The sequence below is a fragment of the Gluconacetobacter azotocaptans genome, from assembly GCF_014174355.1.
GTDB lineage: Bacteria > Pseudomonadota > Alphaproteobacteria > Acetobacterales > Acetobacteraceae > Gluconacetobacter > Gluconacetobacter azotocaptans.
This window is the reverse complement of record NZ_JABEQF010000002.1, coordinates 285,876-307,684: the sequence shown is the minus strand read 5'-3', so window position 1 is coordinate 307,684 and position 21,809 is coordinate 285,876. Positions and strand designations below refer to the sequence as shown.

Below are 21,809 nucleotides of genomic sequence, written 5' to 3'. Positions count from 1 at the left end.
GGTCATCCCCTGGGCGCATAGCGATTGCGCGGACGGGCCAGCCCCAGATTCTCGCGCAGGGTCGTGCCCTGATATTCGGTGCGGAACAGACCACGCCGCTGCAGTTCCGGCACCACCTTTTCCGTGATGTCGGTCAGGCTTTCCGGCAGCACCGGCAGCGCCATCATGAAGCCGTCGCCAGCACCCGCCGCGACCCATTCCTCCATCTGGTCGGCGATCTGCCGGGCAGTGCCGTAGAAGATCGCCTTGCTGCGATTGTAGCGCTTGCACACCTGACGCAAGGTCAGCCCCTGGCGGATCAGACCGGAGATTTCCTGGAAATAGACCTGATGGAAATTCGATTTTTCCGGAATCCGGTGTTCGGGCACCGGCTCGTCCAGCGGCAGGTCGGACAGGTCGGTTTCCAGGTCGGTCTTCAGGTACATCAGCCCGATGTCGATATGGATCATCTCCTGCCAGGCGGCCCATTTCTCGCGCGCGTGCGCCTCGCTCTCGCCCAGGACGATGGACACGCCGGACAGTATCTTCAGCGCGTCGGGATGGCGGCCGTAGCGCGCCATGCGTCCCTTCACATCCTGATAGAACGCCGTGGCCTCGGACATCGAGGCGCCGGTGCCGAACACCACTTCGGCCGTCCGCGCCGCGAATTCCTTGCCGGTTTCCGACGCCCCCGCCTGGAAGATGACCGGCTGCCCCTGCGGCGAGCGCGCCATGTTCAGCCCGCCCTGCACCCGGAAGAATTCGCCCTGATGGTCCAGGACATGGAATTTCTCCGGGTCGAACATCCGCACGTTCGCCTTGTCGTGGATGAAGGCGTCGTCCTCCCAGGTGTCCCACAAGGCCTGCACGACGTCGAGGAATTCCCCGGCCCGGTCATAACGCCGGTGATGCGGCGGCAACGCATCTAGGCCGAAATTGCGCGCGGCATAGTCGTTGGCGGTGGTCACGACGTTCCACGCGGCGCGGCCGTGGCTGATATGGTCCAGCGACGCGAACAGGCGGGCGACGTTATAGGGTTCGTAGAAACTGGTGGACGCCGTGGCGCCAAGGCCGATATGCGACGTCGAACCGGCGATGGCCGACAGCAGGGTGATCGGCTCCATCATGTTCATATACAGCGGTGCCCGCGTCCAGGCGTCGAGGTTTTCGGTCCGCGCCGCCGGCGTATCGGCCAGGAAGAAGAAATCCAGCTTGCCCCGTTCCGCCGTCTGGACGATGCGGCGGAAATAATCGATGTCGGTCGCGGCGCCATCCTGCGCCCCGGGCATCAGCCACGCCGCCGAGTGATAGCCGTTGGCTTCGAACAAACCGCCCAGAACGATATGTCGTCGCGTAATCATATGCGGCTCCTTCAGGCGGGGGCGTCAATCGGCGTAAGACGGATCCTCGCGGTCGAGAATGCGCTTCATTTCCTCGAAATGGGCGATCGAGAAATCGCGGATCCCTTCCCAGTCACGCGCGGTCTTTTCGGCCACGTCATCGTTCAGGACCTTCAGCGGCTGGCCCGTGGCATAGGCCGAGACCAGGATCTGGCAGGCGCGCTCCAGGGTATAGATATCGTCGAAGGCCTCGCCCACCGTGGGGGCGGTGACCAGCACGCCATGATTGCCCATCATCAGCCGCGACCGGTTGCCCAGCAGGCCGGCCAGGCGCGCGCCCTCGGCCCCGGTGTCGGCCATGCCGCCGTACAGGGTGTCCGTGGCGACCCGGTTGAAATAGCGCGCGGTGTTCTGCTCGATCGGCCTGATGGTCGGGTCCGCCAGGCAGGCGATGGTGGTGGCGTGGATGGGGTGCAGGTGCATCGCCACGCGCACCTGCGGCAGCAGGCGATGGATCTGCCCATGGATGGCCCAGGCCGTCGGGTCGATGTCGGCGCGATGGCGCGCATCCTCGTCCTCGGCATCCAGTAGCACCAGGTCGCTGGCCCGGATGCGCGAGAAATGCCGCCATTTCGGGTTCAGCAGGAACCACCGCCCATCCGGGGACACCGCCGCGCTGAAATGATTGGCGACGGCTTCATGCAGGCCCAGCCGCGCCACGATGCGGAAGGCTGCCGCCAGGTCGACACGGATCCGGCTTTCGTCGTGTACGGTCATGCCCTGCTCTTTATCCTGCACGCAGGCAGGATGAACGGAGGCACGGCGGCAGGTAAACCCGGTTTTTCCGATCCATTACCTCGTCGAATCGGTTGCAGTGCCTCCATAGGATGGCAGGTGCAGGGCGGTGTCGGGCAGCACCCGCGTGATGGCATCGAGAAACATCCGCGCGCAGGCATCCCAGCCGAACCGCGCCACGTAGGCACGACACGTCGCCCGATCGCCCTGCAGCGCCGCCAGCACGTTGCGCCGCAGGTCCGGGCCGATCGCGCCGACCGGCGACACCCCCGGGGGCAGGATGTCGCGCGGCCCCGTCACGTCGAAGGCCGCGACGGGCAGACCGCTGGCCAGGGCTTCGAGAATCACCAGGCCGAACGTGTCCGTCAGACTGGGAAAGACGAACACGTGGCTGGCGGCATAGGCCGCCGACAGATCGTCCCCGTCCAGATAGCCCGTGAACACCGCGTCGGGATAGCGCGCCGCCAGCCCGACGCGGTCGGGTCCGTCGCCGACCACGATCTTGGTCCCCGGCACATCCAGGTCGAGGAACGCCGTCAGGTTCTTCTCGACCGCCACCCGCCCGACATACAGCAGGTAGGGACCCTTCACCCCGAACCGCGCGCGCCAGTCGCACCCGGCCCGGCCGGGCCGGAAGCGCTGGGCATCCACGCCCCGCGTCCAGCATTCCAGATGACGGAATCCCCGGTCGTCCAGCGCGCGCAGCAGGCTGGGCGTCGGCACCAGGGTCAGGGCCGCGGCGCCATGGAACCAGCGCAGGAACCGATAGGCCAGTCCCGTCGGAAGCCCCGTCCGGGCCTGGATATATTCGGGGAAGCGCGTGTGGAACGACGTGGTGAAGCAACGATGGTTGCGCATCGCCCATCGCCGGGCCGCCAGGCCCAGCGGCCCCTCGGTCACCAGATGCAGCGCGTCGGGGCGGAAATCCTCGATCATCCGGGCCAGGCGGCGGCCGGGCAGGACGCTCAGCCGGATCTCGGGGTAGGTCGGGCAGGGCACGGTACGGAACAGATGCGGCCCGACCACCGCCACGATCCGCCCCGCCGCGCGCAATTCCTCGGCCAGCCGCGACACCGTGCGGACAACCCCGTTGACCTGGGGATACCAGGCATCCGTCACGATCAGGATGCGCGCCGGCCCCACGCAGGCCGTCCGCCCCGGCGAACGGCCCTGCACCATGCCGTGCATCGCGCCGTCAGGCATCGGCCGGAACCATCACGGCCCCCAGGCGCCGGGGCGCGGCCACGCGCCACCGCACGTCCGTCATGTCCAGAAGCTGCATGCTGCCGTCGTGATGTTCCACCAGCGCGCTGCAGCTTTCCACCCAGTCGCCGTCATTCATGTACAGGATGCCGTCCACCTCCTTGATGACCGCATGGTGGATATGTCCGCAGATGACGCCGTCCATGCCGCGCCGCCGGGCCTCGTCCGCCACCGCAGTCTCGAACCGGTCGATGGCCATGACGGCGCCCTTGACCTGCCGTTTCAGCCACGCCGACAACGAACGGTAAGGCAGCCCCAACCGACGGCGCACCGTATTGAACCAGCGGTTGACGAGCAGGGCGGCGGAATAGGCCCGGTCGCCCAGTACGGCCAGGAAGGGCGCGTAGCGTACCACGCTGTCGAATTCGTCGCCGTGCAGCACGAGGAATCTCTGCCCCGTCGCCGTCACGTGTTCGGCCTGTTCGCACAGGCGGATACCCGCGACCTCCAGCCGGTGGGGAAGCCAGCGGCGGAATATCTCGTCATGGTTTCCGGGAATATAGAAAACCTCGGTCCCGCCGCGGGCCATGCGCAGGATCAGGTTCAGGACGTCGTCGTGATGATCGTTCCAGAACCAGGATCGCTTCAGCTTCCACCCGTCGATGATGTCGCCGACAAGGTACAGCCGCCGGCAGGACAGGCCCCGCAGGAAATCGGCCAGCAGGTCGGCCCGGCAGTCCCGCGTGCCCAGATGCACATCGGACAGAAAAACCGCCCGATAATCGTGGGAAGGGATACGATCATGAAGAATCACGTTCATCGCGGACAGGCACCCTGATGAAAGACGGGCTTCTTCTAACCGTATCCTTCCGTTTCTTTTATGTATCTTTCATGAAATCCCCGAAGGCGGCCGTCACTCCGTGGCGCCCGCCAGGCGCCACGGAATGACGGCGTCCTCGATGCGGCGGACCTCGACCCCATAGACGGCGCGCAGGGCCGCATCGGTCAGCACGTCGGCCGGCCGGCCCTGCGCCGCTACCTGCCCCGCGTGCATCAGTACGATCCGGTCGCAGAACCGCGCGGCCAGCATCAGGTCGTGCAGCACCACCACCACGCCGGCCCCGCCGGCCGCCAGGCGGCGGAACACGTCCATCACCGCCAGGGCGTGGGCCGGGTCCAGGGCCGCGACCGGTTCGTCGGCCAGCAGGTAGGGCGCCTCGACCGCCAGCGCCCGCGCAAGCCGCATGCGCGCGCGTTCGCCGCCCGACAGGCGGCTGGCGGGGCGGTCGCGCAGGGCCAGCAGGTCGGCTTCCGCCAGCGCCCGCGTCACGGCCGCGCCGTCGCGCGCGCGGTCGGGATGGGCGCGGTACGGTAGGCGGCCCAGCGCCACCAGGTCCGCGACGTGCATGGGCGGCGGCGGCACCTCGTCCTGCGGCAGGAAGGACAGGGTGCGCGCCCGCCATGTGCGCCCGGCCGTCGCCAGGGGCCGGCCTTCCAGCACGACCTGCCCCTGGTCCGGCGGCTGCATGCCCGCCATCACCCGCAGCAGCGTGCTTTTGCCCGCGCCGTTGGGGCCGATCAGCCCCACCAGTTCGCCCGGCGCCACCCCCGCCGAGGACGGGTGCAGCACCACCCGCCCGCCCAGCGACAGCGCGACGTCGCGGGCGACCAGGCCGGTCATGACATCCCCCGGCGCATCTTCAGGACGCGGAAGAAGAAGACCGGCGCGCCGGCCAGGGCCGTCAACACGCCGATCTGGATCTCCGTCCCGGTGGACAGGACCCTGACCGCCGCATCCGCGACCAGCAGCAGCAGCGCGCCCCCCAGGAAGGACGGCAGCAGCAGGCGCGACGGCTGGTGGCCGGTCAGCGGACGCAGCAGGTGCGGAATGACCAGCCCCACGAACCCGATCGCTCCGGCCACCGCGACGCAGGACCCGACCGCCAGGGCGGTGCCCAGCACCACGCGGGCCTGTATCCCCGCAGGTCCGCGCAGGCGGAACCCCAGGCTTTCCGCCACCTCGTCGCCCAGCGCCAGCGCGTCCAGCGCGCGGGCCGTCGTCAGCATCAGCAGGCAGCCCAGCAGCGTTCCGGGCAGGCTGATCCAGACGTGGGTGAAGGTCCGGTCGGTCAGCGAGCCCATGACCCAGTGCATGATCTCGAACGACGCATAGGGGCTGGGCATCAGATTGAGCGCCAGCGCCGTCAGCGCGGCGGCGAAACTGCTCAGCGCCGCCCCCGCCAGCAGCAGCACCAGCGCACCCCCCTGCCCGACCAGCCCCATCAGCAGCAGCACCGCCAGCAGGGCGCCCGCCAGCCCCCCCAGCGGCAGCATCGCGACCGACAGACCCATCAGGCCGGTATAGAACACCAGCACCGCCCCCAGCGCCGCGCCGCCGGACACCCCCAGCACCCCCGGGTCGGCCAGCGGATTGCGCAGATACCCCTGCAACGCAGCCCCCGACAGGCCCAGCGCGCCCCCCACCGTCACCGCCAGGATGGCGCGCGGCAGGCGCAGTTCGCCTAGGATCACGGCCCCCGCGCTGTGGCGGCCGGCCAGCAGGTCGGCGCAGGCCGGGCCGAACGCGATGGCCGATTCCCCCCACACCAGGGACAGCGCGAACAGCGCCAGCACCGCCCCGCCCAGGATGGCGACCAGGGTCCTGTCGCGGCGATCATTCATCGGTTCCCTCGTTCCAGGGCGTCGCGCGCCCGCGCCAGCCGGTCCAGCGCGTCCAGCGTCTGCGGCAGGCCGCAGAGCCACAGCCGCGCCGGAATCGTCACCCGATGTGGGCCGGGAAAGGCGTCGCGCAGGGCCGGGTGGTCCAGCATCGACTGCGCCAGCGACGTCCCGACGCCCGACCGGTCGACGACCAGCAGGTCGGGCGGCCGGGCGATCAGCATTTCGATCGGCAGGAAATGCGCGCGGCCCATCCCGGCGACGGTGGTGAAATTCCGCAGGCCGGCATGGGTCAGCACATCATCCGACAGCGACCCCTTGTCGGTGACGAAGCCGTTGGCGCCATAGATCGCGGCAACGGGATCGGTGACGGAAGGCACGCGCCGCAGGGCATCCAGCCGCCGTGCGAACGCCCCGGCCAGGGCCTCGCCGCGTTCGGGAACGCCCACCGCCCGCGCGACCTCGCGGATCTGGCGCGGGATGTCGTCCAGACGCTCGGCCGGCGGAACCTGCATCACCGGCAGTCCGGTTTCCCGCGCGGCCAGGATGGCGGTGGCGGCGGTGTACACCCCGCCCAACACCAGGTCGGGCCGCGCGGCGATGACGGCCTCGGCCGTCTGGCGGATGACAGGGAGCCCTCGCGCCGCATCGCACATCACCGCGTTCGAGCAATCCGCGGCCAGCGAGGTAACGCCCACGATATCCTGCCGGGGCACCAGAAGCAGCAGCATCTGGTCCGTGCAGAGATTGAGCGACACGATCCTGTGCCGGGTCTGCGCCCGCGCGCCGCCCCAGACCGCGACCAGGCCTATTACGATCAGGCAGGTCAGGGCTGGCCGCCGGCGCATGTCAGTACGTCAGCGTCATGCCGCCATATCCGGCCCGGCCCGGCTGCAGGTAGCCGACCGGGTTCTCGAACTGCCGGTTCAGAAGATTGTCCGCCCGCGCGAAGACCGTGACGTAGCGGTTGACGCGGTACTGCGCCGCCAGGTCGATGGTGAAATAGCCGCTGGCCTTCACGTCGCTGTCCATGCCGTAGCGATCGACATCGCGCCAGTGGCTGACATACAGGATGGTGGGCGAGAACGTCAGGCCGGGCATCGCCGTCCAGACCGCGCCGAAGCTGAATTTATGCCGCGGACGACGTTGCAGTTCCTGGCCGGTCTGCACATCCTTCGCCACCGTCCAGCTGTAGTTGGCGGTCAGGTCCAGCGTGTCCAGCGCCTTCCAGTCCACGAAGGATTCGACCCCGTACAGCCGCGCCCGCGCGACGTTGACATAGGTATAGTTATAGCCCGACAGGCCGGTATTGATCAGGTTGTCCACCTTGCTTTCATACCATGTCGCGCCAAATTTCAGGCGGTCGTGCAGCAGGCTCTGCTGCACGCCGGCATCATACCCCAGAAGGCGCTCGGCCTTCAGGTTGGGGTTGGCCACGAAGAAATAGGCCGGATAGCTGACGAAAAGCTGGTTCAGCGAAGGGCCGTGATAGCCGGACCCGGCGCTGGCCTTGATGACTGTGCCGGTATGCGGCACGTGGATCGCCGGCGCCACGCGCCAGGTGACGTAATTCCCGTAGCGCGAATTGGAATCGTACCGGATGTTCGCCGCTCCGAACAGGATGTGCCGCCACTGTCCCTGATACTGGCCGTACCCGGCATTGGTGTCGGTATGGGCGGTGATGGGACTGTTCCAGATCACCTCGTGGATATGTTCCGCGCCCACCAGCAGGGTTCCCGCCCGGCCCAGGTCGGTGGTGCCGTGCCAGTCGATCTTCACCCGGCCGCCGCGATTGTAGGCGGGGTTGCCCATATCGGTGCCCTGCGCCTCGCCCGCCGTCACGTCCCGACGGCGATAGACGGTATAGCCAAGGCCGGTAACCTGGTCGAACCGGCCCCCGAACGAGCGCAGATGCGCCGTTCCCCGCACCACGGCCTGGTTCAGGTTCGAGGTATTGCGCTCGGCCATCGGCACCGGCGGATACACATTGTAGTCGTCACCGACATAGCGGTAGGTGCTCTGCGTCAGATGCGCGGTCAGGCCCAGGTCGAAATTGTCCGTGACGTCGTACCCCAGCCGCACGTTCGCCGACCGGTTGTCGTTGCGGTTGCCCGGGATCTTTACCCCCGGCGGGATCAGCCGGGGTGGCGTGACCTGCACGTCTTCCACGCGGGAATGCGTGGCGTAGACCGCGTAATGAAAACGCCCCGCTCCGCCGCGCATGCCCAGCGTCTGGTTGAAGGTACCGAAGGTGCCGCCCTCGATCCGGCCCATGGCCTTCATCGGCCCGTCGCCCCGGATGCTGGTGATGTCGATGACCCCGCCCATCGCATCCGCGCCGTACAGGCCGCTTTGCGGGCCGCGCAGGATTTCGACCCGCCCGATTCCATCGGTCAGAAACTGCGCCGCGTCGAACGCCCCGCTGGGGTTGCTGGTGTCATTGATGTCCATGCCGTCCAGCCGCACCTTGACCTCGTTGGCATTGGTGCCGCGCATGAAGATCGACGTCGTGCCGCCCGGGCCGCCGGTCTGGACCAGGTTCAGGCCGGGCTGGGTCTTCAGCAGGTCGGGCAGGGTCCGGCGCTGGCGCAGCTGGATATCCTGTTCGGTGATGATGCTCAGGCTGGTGCCGATCTCGTCCACGCGGACCGGGCGGCGGGCGGCGCTGACGGTGATGGTTTCGGGAAGGCTGTCCTGCCCCGGCGACATTGTGACGCGGGGCGCCTTTCGCCCGTTCGGCGCCTCCGGGCCGGCCGCGTCCCGGGCCAGGGCGTCGGCGACGCCCAGCCCCGTGAAAAGGGTCGATATGGATAGGAAATGTCGAAGAAAATACATCGAAGGCCGTTCTCGTGACTGTTCACGGCTGCCACGAGAACACGGACCCGCCGGGACCGCCGCGACATGCCGCGCGACTCCAGCCCCTGCCCGCCCGCCAGATTACCCCGCCTGACGGTTCCCGGTCGCAACCAGTGCTGACGGCAGGTCTCCTGGCTCGCGACGTCGCATCCCGCATTGCCTTCCCGGGGACGAGAAACCCCAGTGGCCCGGACCATGACGCCCGGCGATACGTGACATGCCGCTTACAGTTGCGGGGACAGCCGCAGGCTTGGACCGCCCGGTCCGCACTGCATTCCCTTTTAATCCTCCCGAAGGAGGAGCCATCGCGCCCTTCATATAAGGTGCGCCCTGCCTGTCAAGAAACCGTGACCCCGGCCGGAAACCATGATCCTTGCGCCCCCCGGCGCTTTGACGCCGTATCGGCGTGCGGGCACGGTCGCACGGACGCCATGACCCCACGGGAGACTCAGGTGGATTGTCCCGCGATCGACACGATTTACGCCCCTCTGGCCATCCTGCTGACACGTCATCCCCCCGTCGCCGTACCGGCCGGCACCTGCTACGGCCGGCACGACGTCGCCCTGCTGCCGGGGTGGCGGGGCCGCGCCGACGGCCTGGCCGTCCTGGCGCGCGGGGCCGGCTGCCGCGTCATCCATGCCTCCCCCGCCAGCCGCTGCCGGCAGGTGGCCGAACGGATCGCCGCCCGCGCCGGGATCGCGCTGCGTGTCGACCCCCGCCTCGCCGAACTGGATTTCGGCGCGTGGGAGGGACAGTCCTGGGACAGCATCGACCGCGCGACCCTTGACGCATGGGCAGCCGACCCCGAGGGGTTCGCGCCCCCCGGCGGCGAGGCCGGCCGCGGTCTGCTGCACCGCGTCCAGTCGTTCTGGCACGATATGCTGGCGCAGGGCGCGCCGGCCTGCGTGCTGTCGCATGGCGGCCCGCTGCGGCTGATGGAAGGGCTGGCGGCGGGACGGCGGCCGGCATTGCTGGACCCCGTCATGCGGCAAGGGGGCGCGCGCCTCTATGCCGTGCCGTGCCGCCATGCGGTGGCCGAGCCTGGCGCGATATCCCTTCGCGCCGGCTCGCGGATATGGCTCTAGCTTGTTGGTCTGACGTGCATCCCTCTCCGGTCGGATGGAGGCTCTAGCGGACGATCCAGCCGCGCCGGTGGGGGTCGCGCCGTTCCCATCCCTGGCGCTCCAGTTCGGGACTGTCCGCGTGGTCCTGCGGATACCCGACGCAGAGATAGGCCAGGAACGTCCAGTCGGGATCGGCGTCCAGGACCCGCGCGATCCGCTCGGGGTCCAGGATCGACACCCACCCGACCCCCAGCCCCGCCGCGGTCGCGGCCAGCCAGAACGTATGGATGGCCATGACTGCCGACCAGACCGTGGTCTCGGGCATCGTCATCCGCCCCAGCCCGCGCCCCTGACGCGGATCGGCGTCGCAGAACACCGCGACATGATGCGGGGCCTGGTCCAGCCCGGCCAGTTTCAGCGCCGCGTATCGCCCGCTGTCGTCCTCGCTCCGCGCGGCCAGCGCTTCGGCATTGCAGCGCGCGAAATCCGCCCGCACGGCCGCGCGCCGGTCGGGGCGATCGACCCGCATGAAGCGCCATGGCTCGCTCAACCCGACCGACGGGGCCAGGCAGGCGGTCGCCAGCAACCCATCCAGCGTGGCCTCCGCCACCGGATCGGGGCGGAAATGCCGCACATCCCGCCGCCAGAGAAACAGCCGGTCGAGCGTGTCGCGAAAATCGGTCGAAAAGACGGGACAATTCATCGGGCACCAGAAGGTCGAGGATCAGGGCGCGAACCGTTTACCCGTTTCCCAGGGCCATGTCCCACAGCAGCTTGCCGTTCAGGACCAGGATCACCCCCGCCGCCAGCCAGGACAGCGCGGCCATGCGCCGGGTGATGGCGAACGGCCCCATCAGCCGCCGGTCGGACACGAACAGCACCAGCGGAACCACCGCGAAGGGAAGCTGCATCGACAGCACGACCTGGCTGAACACCAGCAGCCGGTCGGCCCCGCTGGGGCCGTAGAGGGCGGTCGCGACCACCACCGGCACGATGGCCAGCCCGCGCGTCAGCAGCCGCCGCGCCCAGTGCGGCAGGCGCAGATGCAGGAATCCCTCCATGACGATCTGGCCCGCCAGCGTGCCGGTGATCGTGGAATTCATGCCCGCCGCCAGCAACGCCACCGCAAACAGCGTCGAGGCGACCCCCAGTCCCAATAGCGGCGACATCAGGCGATAGGCCTGCGCGATCTCGACCACGTCGCGATGCCCGCTGTCGTGAAAGGCGGCGGCGGCGACGATCAGGATGGCCGCGTTGATGAACAGCGCCAGCATCAGCGCCAGCGTGCTGTCCCAGGTCGACCAGCGGATCGCGTCGCGTCGCCCGGCCTCGGTTCGGTCATAGGCGCGGGTCTGCACGATCGAGGAATGGAGGTAGAGGTTATGCGGCATGACCGTGGCGCCGATGATGCCGATGGCGACATATAGCATGCCCGGCTCGGTCAGGATCGCGGGCGACGGGACGATGCCGCGCAGGATCGCGGCCAGCGGGGGCGCCGCCGCCACGACCTGCACCAGGAAACAGGCCGCGATGACGGCCAGCAGCCCGATCACGAACGCCTCGAGATAACGGAAACCCCGATTCATCAGCAGCAGGACGATCACGGCGTCCAGCACGGTGATCACCGCCCCCAGCAGCAGCGGAATACCGAACAGAAGCTGCAGCGCGATGGCGGTGCCGATGACCTCGGCCAGGTCGCAGGCGATGATCGCGGCCTCGCACGCCAGCCACAGCGCGACATTGACCGGCATCGGAAACCGCTCGCGGCACGCCTGCGCCAGGTCGAGCCCGGTCGCGATGCCCAGCCGGGCCGACAGCGCCTGCAACAGGATCGCCATCAGGTTGGACAGCATGATGACCGAGAGCAGCGTATAGCCGAACCCCGCCCCCCCGGCGAGGTCGGTCGCCCAGTTGCCAGGGTCCATATAGCCGACCGACACCAGATATCCCGGCCCGATGAACGCCAGCAGACGCCGCCATCCCGTGGCGTCACGCGGCACGCTGACTGTCGCATTGACCTCGAACATGCTGGACAACCCTCCCGACCGAACCAGCGTAACGCCCGCCGCCGACAATATGCAATATGCTATATGATGTAGTGCAGGCGATCTGATATATGCTTGGGTCAATCCGTAACGGCCAGGCGGACGGCGGCGTCGCCGCGACGCGGGAATTGAGGCGCGGCGGCAGTCCAGTATAAGGACGGTTTTCTCGCGCAGGTCATACAGGAGGTCCCGGCAGGTGAAGAACGCACGCGCGGCGCGCAAGCCCGTCGAGATCATGCCCGACCCCGACGTCCAGTCCGAAGGCTTCCGCCAGGCGCGCGAGGCCCGACGGACCGCGCTGGTCGAGGATTATGTCGAGCTGATCGCCGACCTGCTGGCCGAAGGACGCGAAGCCCGGCAGGTGGACATCGCCTGCCGGCTGGGCGTGTCGCAGCCGACCGTCGCCAAGATGCTGGCCCGGCTGGCTGCCGACGGGCTGGTGACGCGCCGTCCCTATCGCGGGATCTTCCTGACCGAATCCGGGCAGAAAATGGCCGAGGACAGCCGCACCCGCCACCGGGTGGTCGAGGCCTTCCTGCGCGCGCTGGGCATCAGTGCCGACACCGCCCGAATCGATGCCGAAGGCATGGAACATTACGTGGGCGTGGAAACCCTGGCCGCCTTCCGGCGGGCTATCGACGCGGGGCTGGCGGACTTTCTCGCCGACCGGGGCCGCGCGGGAAAGGCGCCCGATGCATCAAGAGAGTTGTAAAATCCGCGAGGCCGGGTTTCAGTAGGCCGACAGGGCCGGCGGCCGGCCTCACGGGGGGATGTGGCGTGAAGAAAATCCTGTTCGGGGCCTTGGCGCTGTGCGGCGCGGCATTCGGCGACGCCGCTCTCGCCACGGCGGCCGCGATCGCGCCGCCCCTTTCGCCGGACGCGGCGACGACGGGGCAGATCTCGTTCTCGATCAAGGAACTGGATGTCGGGGCGGGATTCACCTGGGGGCGGGGCCGGCTGGTCTATGGCGGACACACCTATGATTTCACCATTTCGGGCGGCGGCCTCGTCGGCGTCGGCTTCTCGCGCATCGAGGCACGCGGCACCATCCGCAACCTGACCCGCCTGCGCGATTTCGACGGCACCTACTGGGCCGTGCAGGGCGAGGCGACGATGGGCCGGGGCCGCGGCGGCAAGGTGATGGAAAACAATCACGGCGTCGATATCAGCCTGACGACCACCACGCGCGGCGCGCGCCTGGCCGCCGAGGCGATGCGCGTGACCCTGCATCTGCGCCAGACCGCCGCCTGACCGGGGCGCTGCCGCCCGCAGTTAAGGAAGGTCGGGCTTTGCCCGAACCCACCAGGACCTGAGGCCCTGGACCCCGATCATGAATAAACAGATTGATTTCCAAAGGGCTATGCCCTTTGGCGGGCACGCCGTGACAACCCTGCGCATGGGGAGGTCCATCGGGAATATGCCGGGCATGTAATGCGACTGCTTCGCACTGTTAATTTGCCATGCTATTCGACAGGGTGAACCGACGACCCGGAAGATGAAGATGTCTCACCCCCTGGCGTTCATGCGCTTGCCCTACGCCGTGCTGACCATGCTCGACAGCCGTATGTACCATTACTGGATGCAGCCCGTCCATTACCTGGTCCGCACGGCGCATATGATCAGCATGGCCGGTTTCTTCGGCATCGACCTGGTGCTGGATGTGGCGCTGTTCCGGCATGGCGGCAGGCAGGCGTTGGCAGCGGTGTCGCGGCTGATCCTGCCGTGGATCCACAGCCTGTTCGCCGTCGCGATGGTCACCGGGGTCGCACTGTTTTTCTACGATCCGGTGCATATCGGCAGTCGCAGCTATCTGACGCCGAAGCTGCTGCTGATCGCCATGGCCATGGGGCTGGTCGCGTTCTCGCACCGCAGGGTCTACAGGGCCGCACTTGGCGGCCAGCCCGCCGGGACGACGCAGGCGCGCGTGGTCGCGGCGGCGTCGCTGGCGCTGTGGACCGGGGTGATCGTCATGTCGTGCCTGAACAGCGAAGGCGTGCCAAAGGTCTTCCTGCGCTGATCCCGACGCGGCGCGACCGTCAGAAGGGCAGGTCGCGAATATCAGGCGCGCACCACCCCCGCCGCGCGGCGACCGAGAACAGCACCGGCCGCGTCCAGTAGGTCAGCAGCCAGTCGCTGCGGCCGAACGGCGAGGTCATCAGCGCGTCGCAGGTGGCCCAAAGCGGGCGCGACGGGTCCTCGGCCAGTATGGCGCGTGCGGCACGGATCGAGGCCTGGGTGATCGTTTCGTGGTACCCGCTGGTGTCGGTATTCTCCCCACCGAGCGCCAGATTGTAGGCACGAATCAGGTCGGGCATCTCGCGCGGCAGATCCATCCCGGGCCGCGTCCGCAGAAGCCAGAACGTGGCGGCGAAGTGGGCGGCATGGGTCCATGCCTCCTTCGGCAGGGTACGGTCCAGCAGCCCGCAACCGATTGCGGCAATCGCCTCATCCGAGGCGCAAGGGGGCGGGACGGCAGGCGGCGGCGACGTCATGAGGGCTCCGGCGACGAGACAGTGTCCGGCCGACAGGTTCGGCACAGAGACGGATAAATGGGCAGGCCGAGGGCATAGCCCGGCCCGGGGCATTGCCGCAACGGAGACGTCGGGTCGGGAATGCGCACGGCGGATCACGCACCATGACAGGTATCGCGGGCCAGATCCTTGCCGATACGCATCCGCCGCGTTGTGAAGATCGGCGGAACCGGGATATGAAAACGCCATGGCACGCGGCACGCAGCAGGACAGGATACGGGCGCAGGACCGGCGCGCCCGCTGGGCGATCGCCGCAGTCGCGGCCGTGCTGCTGGGCGGGGCCGCGTTGTATCGGACGGTTGCCGGCCTGCTGCCGCACGCCCGCATCGGCGGCGACTACACCCTGGTGGACGATCGGGGCCGCACGGTGTCACAGGCCATGTTCAGGGGCAGATATACCCTGATCTATTTCGGCTATACCCATTGTATCGACGTCTGTCCGCTCACCCTCGCCACCGTGACGGCGGCGCTGGCCGAACTGGGGCCGCGACAGGACGAGATCGTGCCACTGTTCATCTCGGTCGATCCGGCGCGTGACACGCCCGCCGTCGTGCATCGCTATGTCACGTCCTTCTCGCCCCGGATCGTCGGCCTGACCGGTACCGAGGCCGAAATCGGGCGCACCCTGGCGGCATTCCACGCCCTGGCCCGCAGGCGCCCCGGGCCGGGTCAGGCGGATGGCTACCTGATGGACCACAGTTCGGTCCTGTACCTGATGGATGGCAACAACCGCCTGGTCTCGCTGTTTCCGGTGGATTCCAGCGCCCCGGACATCGCCCAGCGGCTGCACCGCCTGCTGCCGCCGGCCCGGCATGAACCGGGACGACAGGGGGCATAACCGGCCCCCGTCGCCGCGCAGGGGTCAGCCCGCCTTCCCCGCCTCGCGCCGCCGCGACGCCTTGTCCCCCACGATGCGCATATACAGCGACGGCAGGACCAGCAGCGTCAGGGCGGTGCACGATATCAGGCCGCCGATCACCACGGTGGCCAGGGGTTTTTCGACCTCGCCCCCCTCGCTGAGGGAAAAGGCCATCGGGAAAAAGCCCAGGCAGGCCACGGTGGCCGTCGCCATCACCGGGCGGAAGCGTTCCTTCGCGGCGCTGGTCGCGGCTTCAACCACGCTCAGGCCTGCCTGGCGCTTCTGGCGGATATAGCTGACCAGCACCACGCCGTTCAGGACGGCGACGCCGAACAGGGCGATGAAGCCGATCCCGGCCGAAACGCTGAACGGCATGCCCCGGACGTACAGGGCGATGATGCCGCCTGTCCCGGTGGATTCCAGCGCCCCGGACATCGCCCAGCGGCTGCACCGCCTGCTGCCGCCGGCCCGGCATGAACCGGGACGACAGGGGGCATAACCGGCCCCCGTCGCCGCGCAGGGGTCAGCCCGCCTTCCCCGCCTCGCGCCGCCGCGACGCCTTGTCCCCCACGATGCGCATATACAGCGACGGCAGGACCAGCAGCGTCAGGGCGGTGCACGATATCAGGCCGCCGATCACCACGGTGGCCAGGGGTTTTTCGACCTCGCCCCCCTCGCTGAGGGAAAAGGCCATCGGGAAAAAGCCCAGGCAGGCCACGGTGGCCGTCGCCATCACCGGGCGGAAGCGTTCCTTCGCGGCGCTGGTCGCGGCTTCAACCACGCTCAGGCCTGCCTGGCGCTTCTGGCGGATATAGCTGACCAGCACCACGCCGTTCAGGACGGCGACGCCGAACAGGGCGATGAAGCCGATCCCGGCCGAAACGCTGAACGGCATGCCCCGGACGTACAGGGCGATGATGCCGCCTGTCGCGGCGAAGGGCAGGTTGATGAAGACCAGCCCGGCCAGACGCAATTCCCCCAACGCAACCGTCAGCAGGCAGAAGATCAGGAACAGCGCCACCGGCACGACGACGCCCAGGCGCGCCACGGCGGATTGCATGTTCTTGAACTGGCCGCTCCATTCGATCCGGTAGCCATGCGGCAGCGCGACCCTGGCGACCCGCCGCTGGGCCTCGGCCACGAACGATCCCAGGTCGCGGCCGCGCACATTGGCCTGCACCATCATCCGCCGCTGCCCCTGGTCGCGCCGGATGGCGGCGGGGCCCTCCTCCAGCACCACCGACGCTACCTGCGACAGGCGCACGACATGGTCGTTGCGTGTCAGGACCGGCAGGTTACGGATCTTCTCCACCGTATTTCCGGCATCATCGGCGAAACGCACCTGCGTGGGGATCAGCGCGCCGTTCAGCACGACCGGCGGCCCGATATGCCCGCCCAGCGCCTCGACGACGTTCATGACCTCGGTCGTATCGACATTCAGTCGGGCCGCCGCCGTGCGGTCGACGTCGATATGCAGGAACGCGATCGTGCCGACATCCTGCGGCGCCACGTCGGCCGCGCCGGGAATGGCGGCGATCTGCGCCGAAATCTGTGCCGCAAGACGACCCAGCGTCGGCAGATCGTCGCCGTAGATCCCGACCGCGATCTGCGAGCGCACACCCGAAAGCATGTCGTCCATGCGCATCTGGATGGGTTGGCTCCACGAAAACAGCGACCCGGGCACGTTACGGCGCAGGGCGGCGGTAAAGGCGCGCACCAGCCCCTCCTGCGTCGTGGCGGTCTTCCACTCGGCCCGCGGCTTCAACAGGATGAAGCTGTCCGTCTGTTCCCAGCCCTGGGGGTCGGTGGGAATGGCCGCCGTTCCGGTATTGCTGACGACCGTCTGGATGTCGGGAAACTGGCTCAGGGTCTTCTCGATGGCGGTCGCGGCCCGGATCGAGGCATCGAGCGAAATCCCAGGCAGGCGGGTGGACGTCACCACCAGGTCGCCTTCCTGCAACTGAGGAATGAATTCGCCGCCCAGACGCATCGCAAGCCCCCCCGAGACGACCAGCAGTGCCAGCGCCACGCCGATGACGGCATTGGCATGGGCGGTGCACCAGGCGAAGGCGGGTTCGTAATAGCGCCGGCAGAACCGGATGAAGGCGGTGTCGTGATGGCCCTGCGGCACGCGCACCAGCAATTGCGTCAGCACCGGCACGCAGACCAGCGAGAAGACCAGCGACGCGATCAGCGCCAGGATCACGGTCTGGGCCATCGGGCGGAACATCCGTCCCTCGACCCCCTGCAGGGTCAGGATCGGCAGATAGACCATGACGATGACCAGGATCGCGAAGGTGACCGGACGCACCACCTGCGACAGCGCGGTCGCGATCATCTCGCCCATGGACACCCGCCGGTGGGCCTGCATGCTGATGACGCTCTCGACGATGACCAGCGAACTGTCGACCACCATGCCGAAATCGATCGCGCCCAGGCTGAGCAGGTTCGCCGAAATGCCCAGATGGTGCATGCCCACCATGGCGGCGATCAGCGCGAACGGGATGACCGAGATGATGACCACGGACGCGCGCCAGTCCCCGATGACGACCAGCAGCACCACCAGCACCAGCACGGCGCCCAGCGCCAGATTCTCCTTGACCGTGCCGATGGTGGAATTCGTCAGGTCGGCCCGGCTGTAATAGACGTCCAGCGACGTGCCGGCTGGCAGGGTCCGCCGGATGCCGGGCAAGGCCTCGTCGATCCGCGTCAGCGTGGCCTTGGCGCTGGCGCCCTGTTGCAGCAGCACCACCGCATTGACGATCTCGCCCTGCCCGTCACGCGTGACGGCCCCCAGGCGCGGCCGCGCCCCGCGCGAGACGGTGCCGACGTCGCGCACATGGATGACCTCGCCATTAGGGCCGGAGCGGACCTGGATCTCGCCGAATTCGGCCAGGTCGTCGATGAGCGTCCGTCCGACGACGACACGCTGTTCGTCATTATGCTCGATCCAGGCGCCGCCCGCCGCCGCGTTGCCCTTGTCCACCGCCTCGAACACGTCGGACACGGACACGCCGTACTGCTGCAGCCGGTCGGGATCCAGGGCGACCTTGAAGGTTTCCTCGGCCCCGCCATTGACGTTGACGTCGATCACCCCGGGGATCAGCTTCATGTGCGGCACGACCTGCCATGTCATGATCCGGTTCAGTTCCGGCAGTGGCAGGTTCGGCCCACGCAGCTGGAACTGCATGATCTCGCCCATCCCGGTGGCCATCGGACCCATGGTGAACGACAGCCCGTTGACGAAGATACGCGACCGGGCGTCGGCCATGCGTTGCGATACCAGGGTGCGGTCCCGATAGATGTCCGACCCGCTCGCGAACTGGAGATAGACGACGGCGACGCCGGTGCGTGACACCGAACGCATGCCCGTCATCCCCGGGATGCCGGCCATCGCGACCTCGACGGGGAAGGTGACCAGCTTCTCGACCTCGGCGGTCGGCAGGCCGGGCGCCAGCACCGACAGCATCACCTGGGTGGGCGAGATATCGGGCACCGGCTCGACCGGCAGGGTCCGCAGATCGGCAATGCCGGCCAGCGTCAACAGCGCCACCAGCCCCAGCACGATGCTGCGGCTGCGGCTGCGCAACAGGGCATGAATCAGCCTCATGTCACGGCCCGCCGTCGGGTCGCGTGAGCATCAACTGCGATTTCAGGGCGAAACTGCCCTGGGTGACGACGGTCTCGCCGGCCGACAGGCCCTGCGTGACCACTATCCGCCCCTCGGCGGTGGGGCCGACCCGCACGTCGCGGACGGCGTAGCGTTCCGGGGCGACCCGCACGAAGATGACGGGCCGGCCATCGACGGTCTGGAGCGCGCTGTCGGGGACGACCACGCCGGACACCGGTGTGGAACCGAACAGGGCGGTGGTGACCAGCATGCCCGGACGCAGCCGGCGCGCGCGGTTATCGACCAGGCTGCGCACCAGAAGCTGGCGGGTCTGCACGTCGACGGTGCCGTCGATCGTGCTGATCCGCGACTCGATCTGCCCGGCCGCATCGCGGCCCGGGAAGGTCAGTTGCGGATTCCCCGGCGCCAGTTGCCGGGCGTCGTGGTCCAGTACCTGCGACACCACCCAGACCGACGACAGGTCGTCGATTTCGACCAGCGGCAGCGGGCCGGCTCCGGCGCTGTCGCCCGCCGCCACGTTGACCACGCGCACGACGCCCGCCACCGGCGACACGATCCGCGAGCGATGGCCGTCAGGACGTTCGGTGGCCGAGGAAAACTGCGCCAGCCGCATGCGGGTATTGTCCAGCATTGCCTGCTTTTCGCGGACCGCGCCCTGGGCATGGCGCAGCACCATCCGGCGACGCTCCACCTCGCCAGTCGCCAGCGCGCCGCCCCGCAGGGTTTCGGCCCGCCGGGCCGCCAGCGCGGCCTCGTCGCGCGTCGCCTGCGCCTCCTCCAGCGTGGCCTCGGCGGCGCGGACCTGCTGCTGGACGTCGGTCAGGGTATAATCGTCGTACTCCATCAGGACCTGGCCCGCCGAGACGGCCTGTCCGGGATAGGACCGCACCTGCAGGATCCGGCCCTGCCCGACCGCATGGATCCGCACGACGGCCCGGTCGTCGGGCACCACATAGGCCGGACAGGTCACATGACCGCGCAGGGTCCCCGCCACGGCCACGGCGGTGCCGATTCCCATCCTGTTCAGGGCGTCGGCGGAAATCGTCACCACAGGCTCGGCGGCCGACGCCTGCACCACCCCCGTCGCGGACAGCAGGAGGGCGCACGCCAGGACGCAAAGGCCGGCCGGTGCGCCGGAAAAAAGCGTTCTCAGGCAGGATCTCACGGCGTGGAACCCGCGGAAATCAGGATGCGGGCGATGGCGCTGTGCCAGGCGACCGAGGCCGTGCGTTCCTGCTGCTGCGCCGCCAGGGCGTCACGCCGCGCCCGCAGATATTCGATGACCGACACCTCGCCGACCTCCCATGCCTTTTCCAGATCGTCCACCCGCGACGCCAGGGCCTGCCGCTTGGACGTCGCATGCGCCAGGATCGTGACGGCGGACGCCAGGCGCACGCGCGTGCGGGTATATTCGGCGCGGATCATGCGCTGTGCCGTCTGCGCGTCCCGCTCGGCCGCCGCGATCTCGCGCACCGCCTGCATCCGCATGGGCACGTTGCGCGCGGCGCTGGGCAGCGGAACGCTGACCTGCACACCCACCCGCGTGTTCCAGGGGCTGCCATATTGTTTTTCGTGAATCGCATCGACGCCCAGTTCGGGATTGGGCATGAACGACGCCTGGACCAGACGGTCCTTGGCCCGGGCCGCGGCGACCTGCGCCTGGGCCAGACGCAGGCGCGGGTCGCGCCCGATCGCCAGGTCCAGATTGCCCGGATGGGCCGCCACCAGCGTCCGGCCGGTAATGTCCGAAAGGTCCGGAACCTCGTCGCGCCCCGTCAGTTCCTCCAGCCCGGCGCGCGCGTCGGCCAGCTGTTCCTGCGCGTTCGCCAGTTGGTTCTCGACATCCTCCCGCTCGCCCGAGACGGCGTGGCTGTCAGCGGCCGAGACCTCGCCCGCCGACAGCAGCCGGTGCGTAACTCCTTCGACGGAGTCCAGTGCCCGCCGTTCGTCCGCCAGTGCCTGGACCTGCTCGGCGCACAGCGCGGCGGTCGTCGCCAGGTCCAGCACCCGAACGGCGATGGCCATGCGTTCCACTTCCAGATGCGCCCGGGCCACGTCCTGGTCGGCCAGGGCGCTCCGGACGGTGGCCGTACCCTGGCCAGGCAGCCAGAACGGCACGGAAACCCCGGTCTGATAGGTCGTATAGCCCTGATTGCTGCCAATGAAATGATCGTCGAAATATTGCCCGGACACGACCGGCCCACCGGGAAACCACGACCGCGCGGCATCCGCGTTCCGCCCGGCGGCATGGCTGTCGACCGTCAGGGAATGGCGCAACGGATCCTGGGCCCAGGCCAGACGAATGGCCTCATGCAGGGACGAGGCACCGGCGGGATGGATCCCCCCCCCGGCCAACGGCAGCAGCGCGGCCATGACCAGCCGCGTGCCCTGTAATCCCCCCGACACCCGTCGGACAATGGAAGAAAAAAGACCGTATTCCCGCATAACCCCTGGATATCGCCCGCTTGCGGCACCATTCCCGCACCCATCAAGCGACAAAGCCTATCTCAGGGAAGATCGTCCCATCCCGACAAAGCATGTCTGAGCCATAAATAAGAATTTACCGTTTATCCGTTCGTTTCCCTATCGTTATATAATTCTTTCTTCGTTATTATTTTCCGATCCGAAGCATCCTCTGGCACCCCTAACCTGCCATGGGCCTGGTTCGTGCCGCCGGACTTGAGAGCGATAGTTCCACAGACTATTCTTCCGGTTGCCTGCGCGGGCGCGTCACATCGGCGACACTTTCCGGAGCACATGACACCTGATGGAACTGACCCCGGTCCTGACACGACGTCCGGTTCTGGACGTCCAGGACGCCGAACCG

General features: G+C 68.2%; 19 protein-coding genes, 1 pseudogene and 1 riboswitch. Of the genes and pseudogenes, 5 read left to right on the top strand and 15 right to left on the bottom strand.

Features of this window, described 5'->3' with window-relative positions; translation table 11 throughout:
• Window positions 1–2: 2 nt before the first annotated feature.
• From HLH34_RS03490 to HLH34_RS03455, 8 genes are all read right to left on the bottom strand, one after another.
• Window positions 3–1,340: an LLM class flavin-dependent oxidoreductase gene (locus HLH34_RS03490; RefSeq protein ID WP_183118212.1), complete on the bottom strand. Its 1,338-nt coding sequence runs from the start codon at window positions 1,338–1,340 to the stop codon at window positions 3–5.
• A 24-nt stretch (window positions 1,341–1,364) separates the two neighbouring features.
• Window positions 1,365–2,096 carry a class II aldolase and adducin N-terminal domain-containing protein gene (locus tag HLH34_RS03485; RefSeq protein ID WP_183118211.1) on the bottom strand — a complete coding sequence of 244 codons (732 nt, stop codon included), beginning with the start codon at window positions 2,094–2,096 and terminating at the stop codon, window positions 1,365–1,367.
• 75 nt (window positions 2,097–2,171) lie between these two features.
• Window positions 2,172–3,293 carry a glycosyltransferase family 4 protein gene (locus HLH34_RS03480; RefSeq protein WP_183118307.1) on the bottom strand — a complete coding sequence of 374 codons (1,122 nt, stop codon included), beginning with the start codon at window positions 3,291–3,293 and terminating at the stop codon, window positions 2,172–2,174.
• 16 nt (window positions 3,294–3,309) lie between these two features.
• Window positions 3,310–4,137 (bottom strand): UDP-2,3-diacylglucosamine diphosphatase, encoded by an 828-nt coding sequence (locus HLH34_RS03475; RefSeq protein WP_183118210.1) that lies wholly within the window; start codon window positions 4,135–4,137, stop codon window positions 3,310–3,312.
• 93 nt (window positions 4,138–4,230) lie between these two features.
• Window positions 4,231–4,998, bottom strand: a complete 768-nt coding sequence (locus tag HLH34_RS03470; protein ID WP_183118209.1) for an ABC transporter ATP-binding protein — start codon at window positions 4,996–4,998, stop codon at window positions 4,231–4,233.
• Window positions 4,995–5,999 carry a FecCD family ABC transporter permease gene (locus HLH34_RS03465; protein WP_183118208.1) on the bottom strand — a complete coding sequence of 335 codons (1,005 nt, stop codon included), beginning with the start codon at window positions 5,997–5,999 and terminating at the stop codon, window positions 4,995–4,997. Before HLH34_RS03465 ends, HLH34_RS03470 begins: the two co-directional genes overlap by 4 nt.
• Complete coding sequence (locus tag HLH34_RS03460; protein ID WP_183118207.1) at window positions 5,996–6,844, bottom strand: ABC transporter substrate-binding protein; 849 nt, start codon at window positions 6,842–6,844, stop codon at window positions 5,996–5,998. The genes HLH34_RS03465 and HLH34_RS03460 overlap by 4 nt, the downstream gene beginning before the upstream one ends.
• 1 nt (window position 6,845) lies before the next feature.
• Complete coding sequence (locus HLH34_RS03455) at window positions 6,846–8,831, bottom strand: TonB-dependent receptor plug domain-containing protein (protein ID WP_183118206.1); 1,986 nt, start codon at window positions 8,829–8,831, stop codon at window positions 6,846–6,848.
• 125 nt (window positions 8,832–8,956) lie between these two features.
• Window positions 8,957–9,174, bottom strand: a riboswitch (cobalamin riboswitch).
• Between the two features lie 109 nt (window positions 9,175–9,283).
• Here HLH34_RS03455 and HLH34_RS03450 point away from each other — a divergent pair.
• Window positions 9,284–9,937 (top strand): histidine phosphatase family protein, encoded by a 654-nt coding sequence (locus tag HLH34_RS03450; RefSeq protein ID WP_183118205.1) that lies wholly within the window; start codon window positions 9,284–9,286, stop codon window positions 9,935–9,937.
• A gap of 43 nt (window positions 9,938–9,980) precedes the next feature.
• Here the strand turns inward: HLH34_RS03450 and bluB are convergent, their stop codons facing one another.
• Both bluB and HLH34_RS03440 read right to left on the bottom strand, forming a co-directional pair.
• Window positions 9,981–10,619, bottom strand: a complete 639-nt coding sequence (bluB, locus tag HLH34_RS03445; protein WP_183118204.1) for a 5,6-dimethylbenzimidazole synthase — start codon at window positions 10,617–10,619, stop codon at window positions 9,981–9,983.
• A gap of 37 nt (window positions 10,620–10,656) precedes the next feature.
• The gene (locus HLH34_RS03440; protein ID WP_183118203.1) at window positions 10,657–11,943 is read right to left on the bottom strand and encodes an Nramp family divalent metal transporter; all 1,287 of its coding nucleotides are present in this window, start codon (window positions 11,941–11,943) and stop codon (window positions 10,657–10,659) included.
• 214 nt (window positions 11,944–12,157) lie between these two features.
• Between HLH34_RS03440 and mntR the strand changes: the two genes are divergently transcribed.
• The 3 genes from mntR (at window position 12,158) to HLH34_RS03425 (ending at window position 13,978) form a co-directional block, all read left to right on the top strand.
• Entirely contained in the window at window positions 12,158–12,673 is a 516-nt protein-coding gene (mntR, locus tag HLH34_RS03435; protein ID WP_183118202.1) for a manganese-binding transcriptional regulator MntR, read from the top strand.
• Between the two features lie 65 nt (window positions 12,674–12,738).
• Window positions 12,739–13,212, top strand: a complete 474-nt coding sequence (locus HLH34_RS03430) for a hypothetical protein (RefSeq protein WP_264784166.1) — start codon at window positions 12,739–12,741, stop codon at window positions 13,210–13,212.
• A 250-nt stretch (window positions 13,213–13,462) separates the two neighbouring features.
• Window positions 13,463–13,978: a hypothetical protein gene (locus HLH34_RS03425; RefSeq protein WP_183118201.1), complete on the top strand. Its 516-nt coding sequence runs from the start codon at window positions 13,463–13,465 to the stop codon at window positions 13,976–13,978.
• Between the two features lie 19 nt (window positions 13,979–13,997).
• Here the strand turns inward: HLH34_RS03425 and HLH34_RS03420 are convergent, their stop codons facing one another.
• Window positions 13,998–14,453, bottom strand: coding sequence for a hypothetical protein (locus tag HLH34_RS03420; RefSeq protein ID WP_220792019.1), 456 nt, complete (start codon window positions 14,451–14,453; stop codon window positions 13,998–14,000).
• Window positions 14,454–14,679: 226 nt separating this feature from the next.
• On the opposite strand from HLH34_RS03420, the gene HLH34_RS03415 reads away from it, so the two are divergent.
• Window positions 14,680–15,330 (top strand): SCO family protein, encoded by a 651-nt coding sequence (locus HLH34_RS03415; protein WP_183118200.1) that lies wholly within the window; start codon window positions 14,680–14,682, stop codon window positions 15,328–15,330.
• Between the two features lie 24 nt (window positions 15,331–15,354).
• Here the strand turns inward: HLH34_RS03415 and HLH34_RS03410 are convergent.
• From HLH34_RS03410 to HLH34_RS03395, 4 genes and pseudogenes are all read right to left on the bottom strand, one after another.
• Window positions 15,355–15,774: pseudogene (locus HLH34_RS03410) on the bottom strand (efflux RND transporter permease subunit); the annotation flags it as partial.
• A 100-nt stretch (window positions 15,775–15,874) separates the two neighbouring features.
• Window positions 15,875–18,961, bottom strand: a complete 3,087-nt coding sequence (locus HLH34_RS03405; protein WP_183118199.1) for an efflux RND transporter permease subunit — start codon at window positions 18,959–18,961, stop codon at window positions 15,875–15,877.
• A 1-nt stretch (window position 18,962) separates the two neighbouring features.
• The gene (locus HLH34_RS03400) at window positions 18,963–20,147 is read right to left on the bottom strand and encodes an efflux RND transporter periplasmic adaptor subunit (protein ID WP_183118198.1); all 1,185 of its coding nucleotides are present in this window, start codon (window positions 20,145–20,147) and stop codon (window positions 18,963–18,965) included.
• Entirely contained in the window at window positions 20,144–21,355 is a 1,212-nt protein-coding gene (locus tag HLH34_RS03395; RefSeq protein ID WP_183118197.1) for a TolC family protein, read from the bottom strand. Before HLH34_RS03395 ends, HLH34_RS03400 begins: the two co-directional genes overlap by 4 nt.
• Window positions 21,356–21,809: the final 454 nt, after the last annotated feature.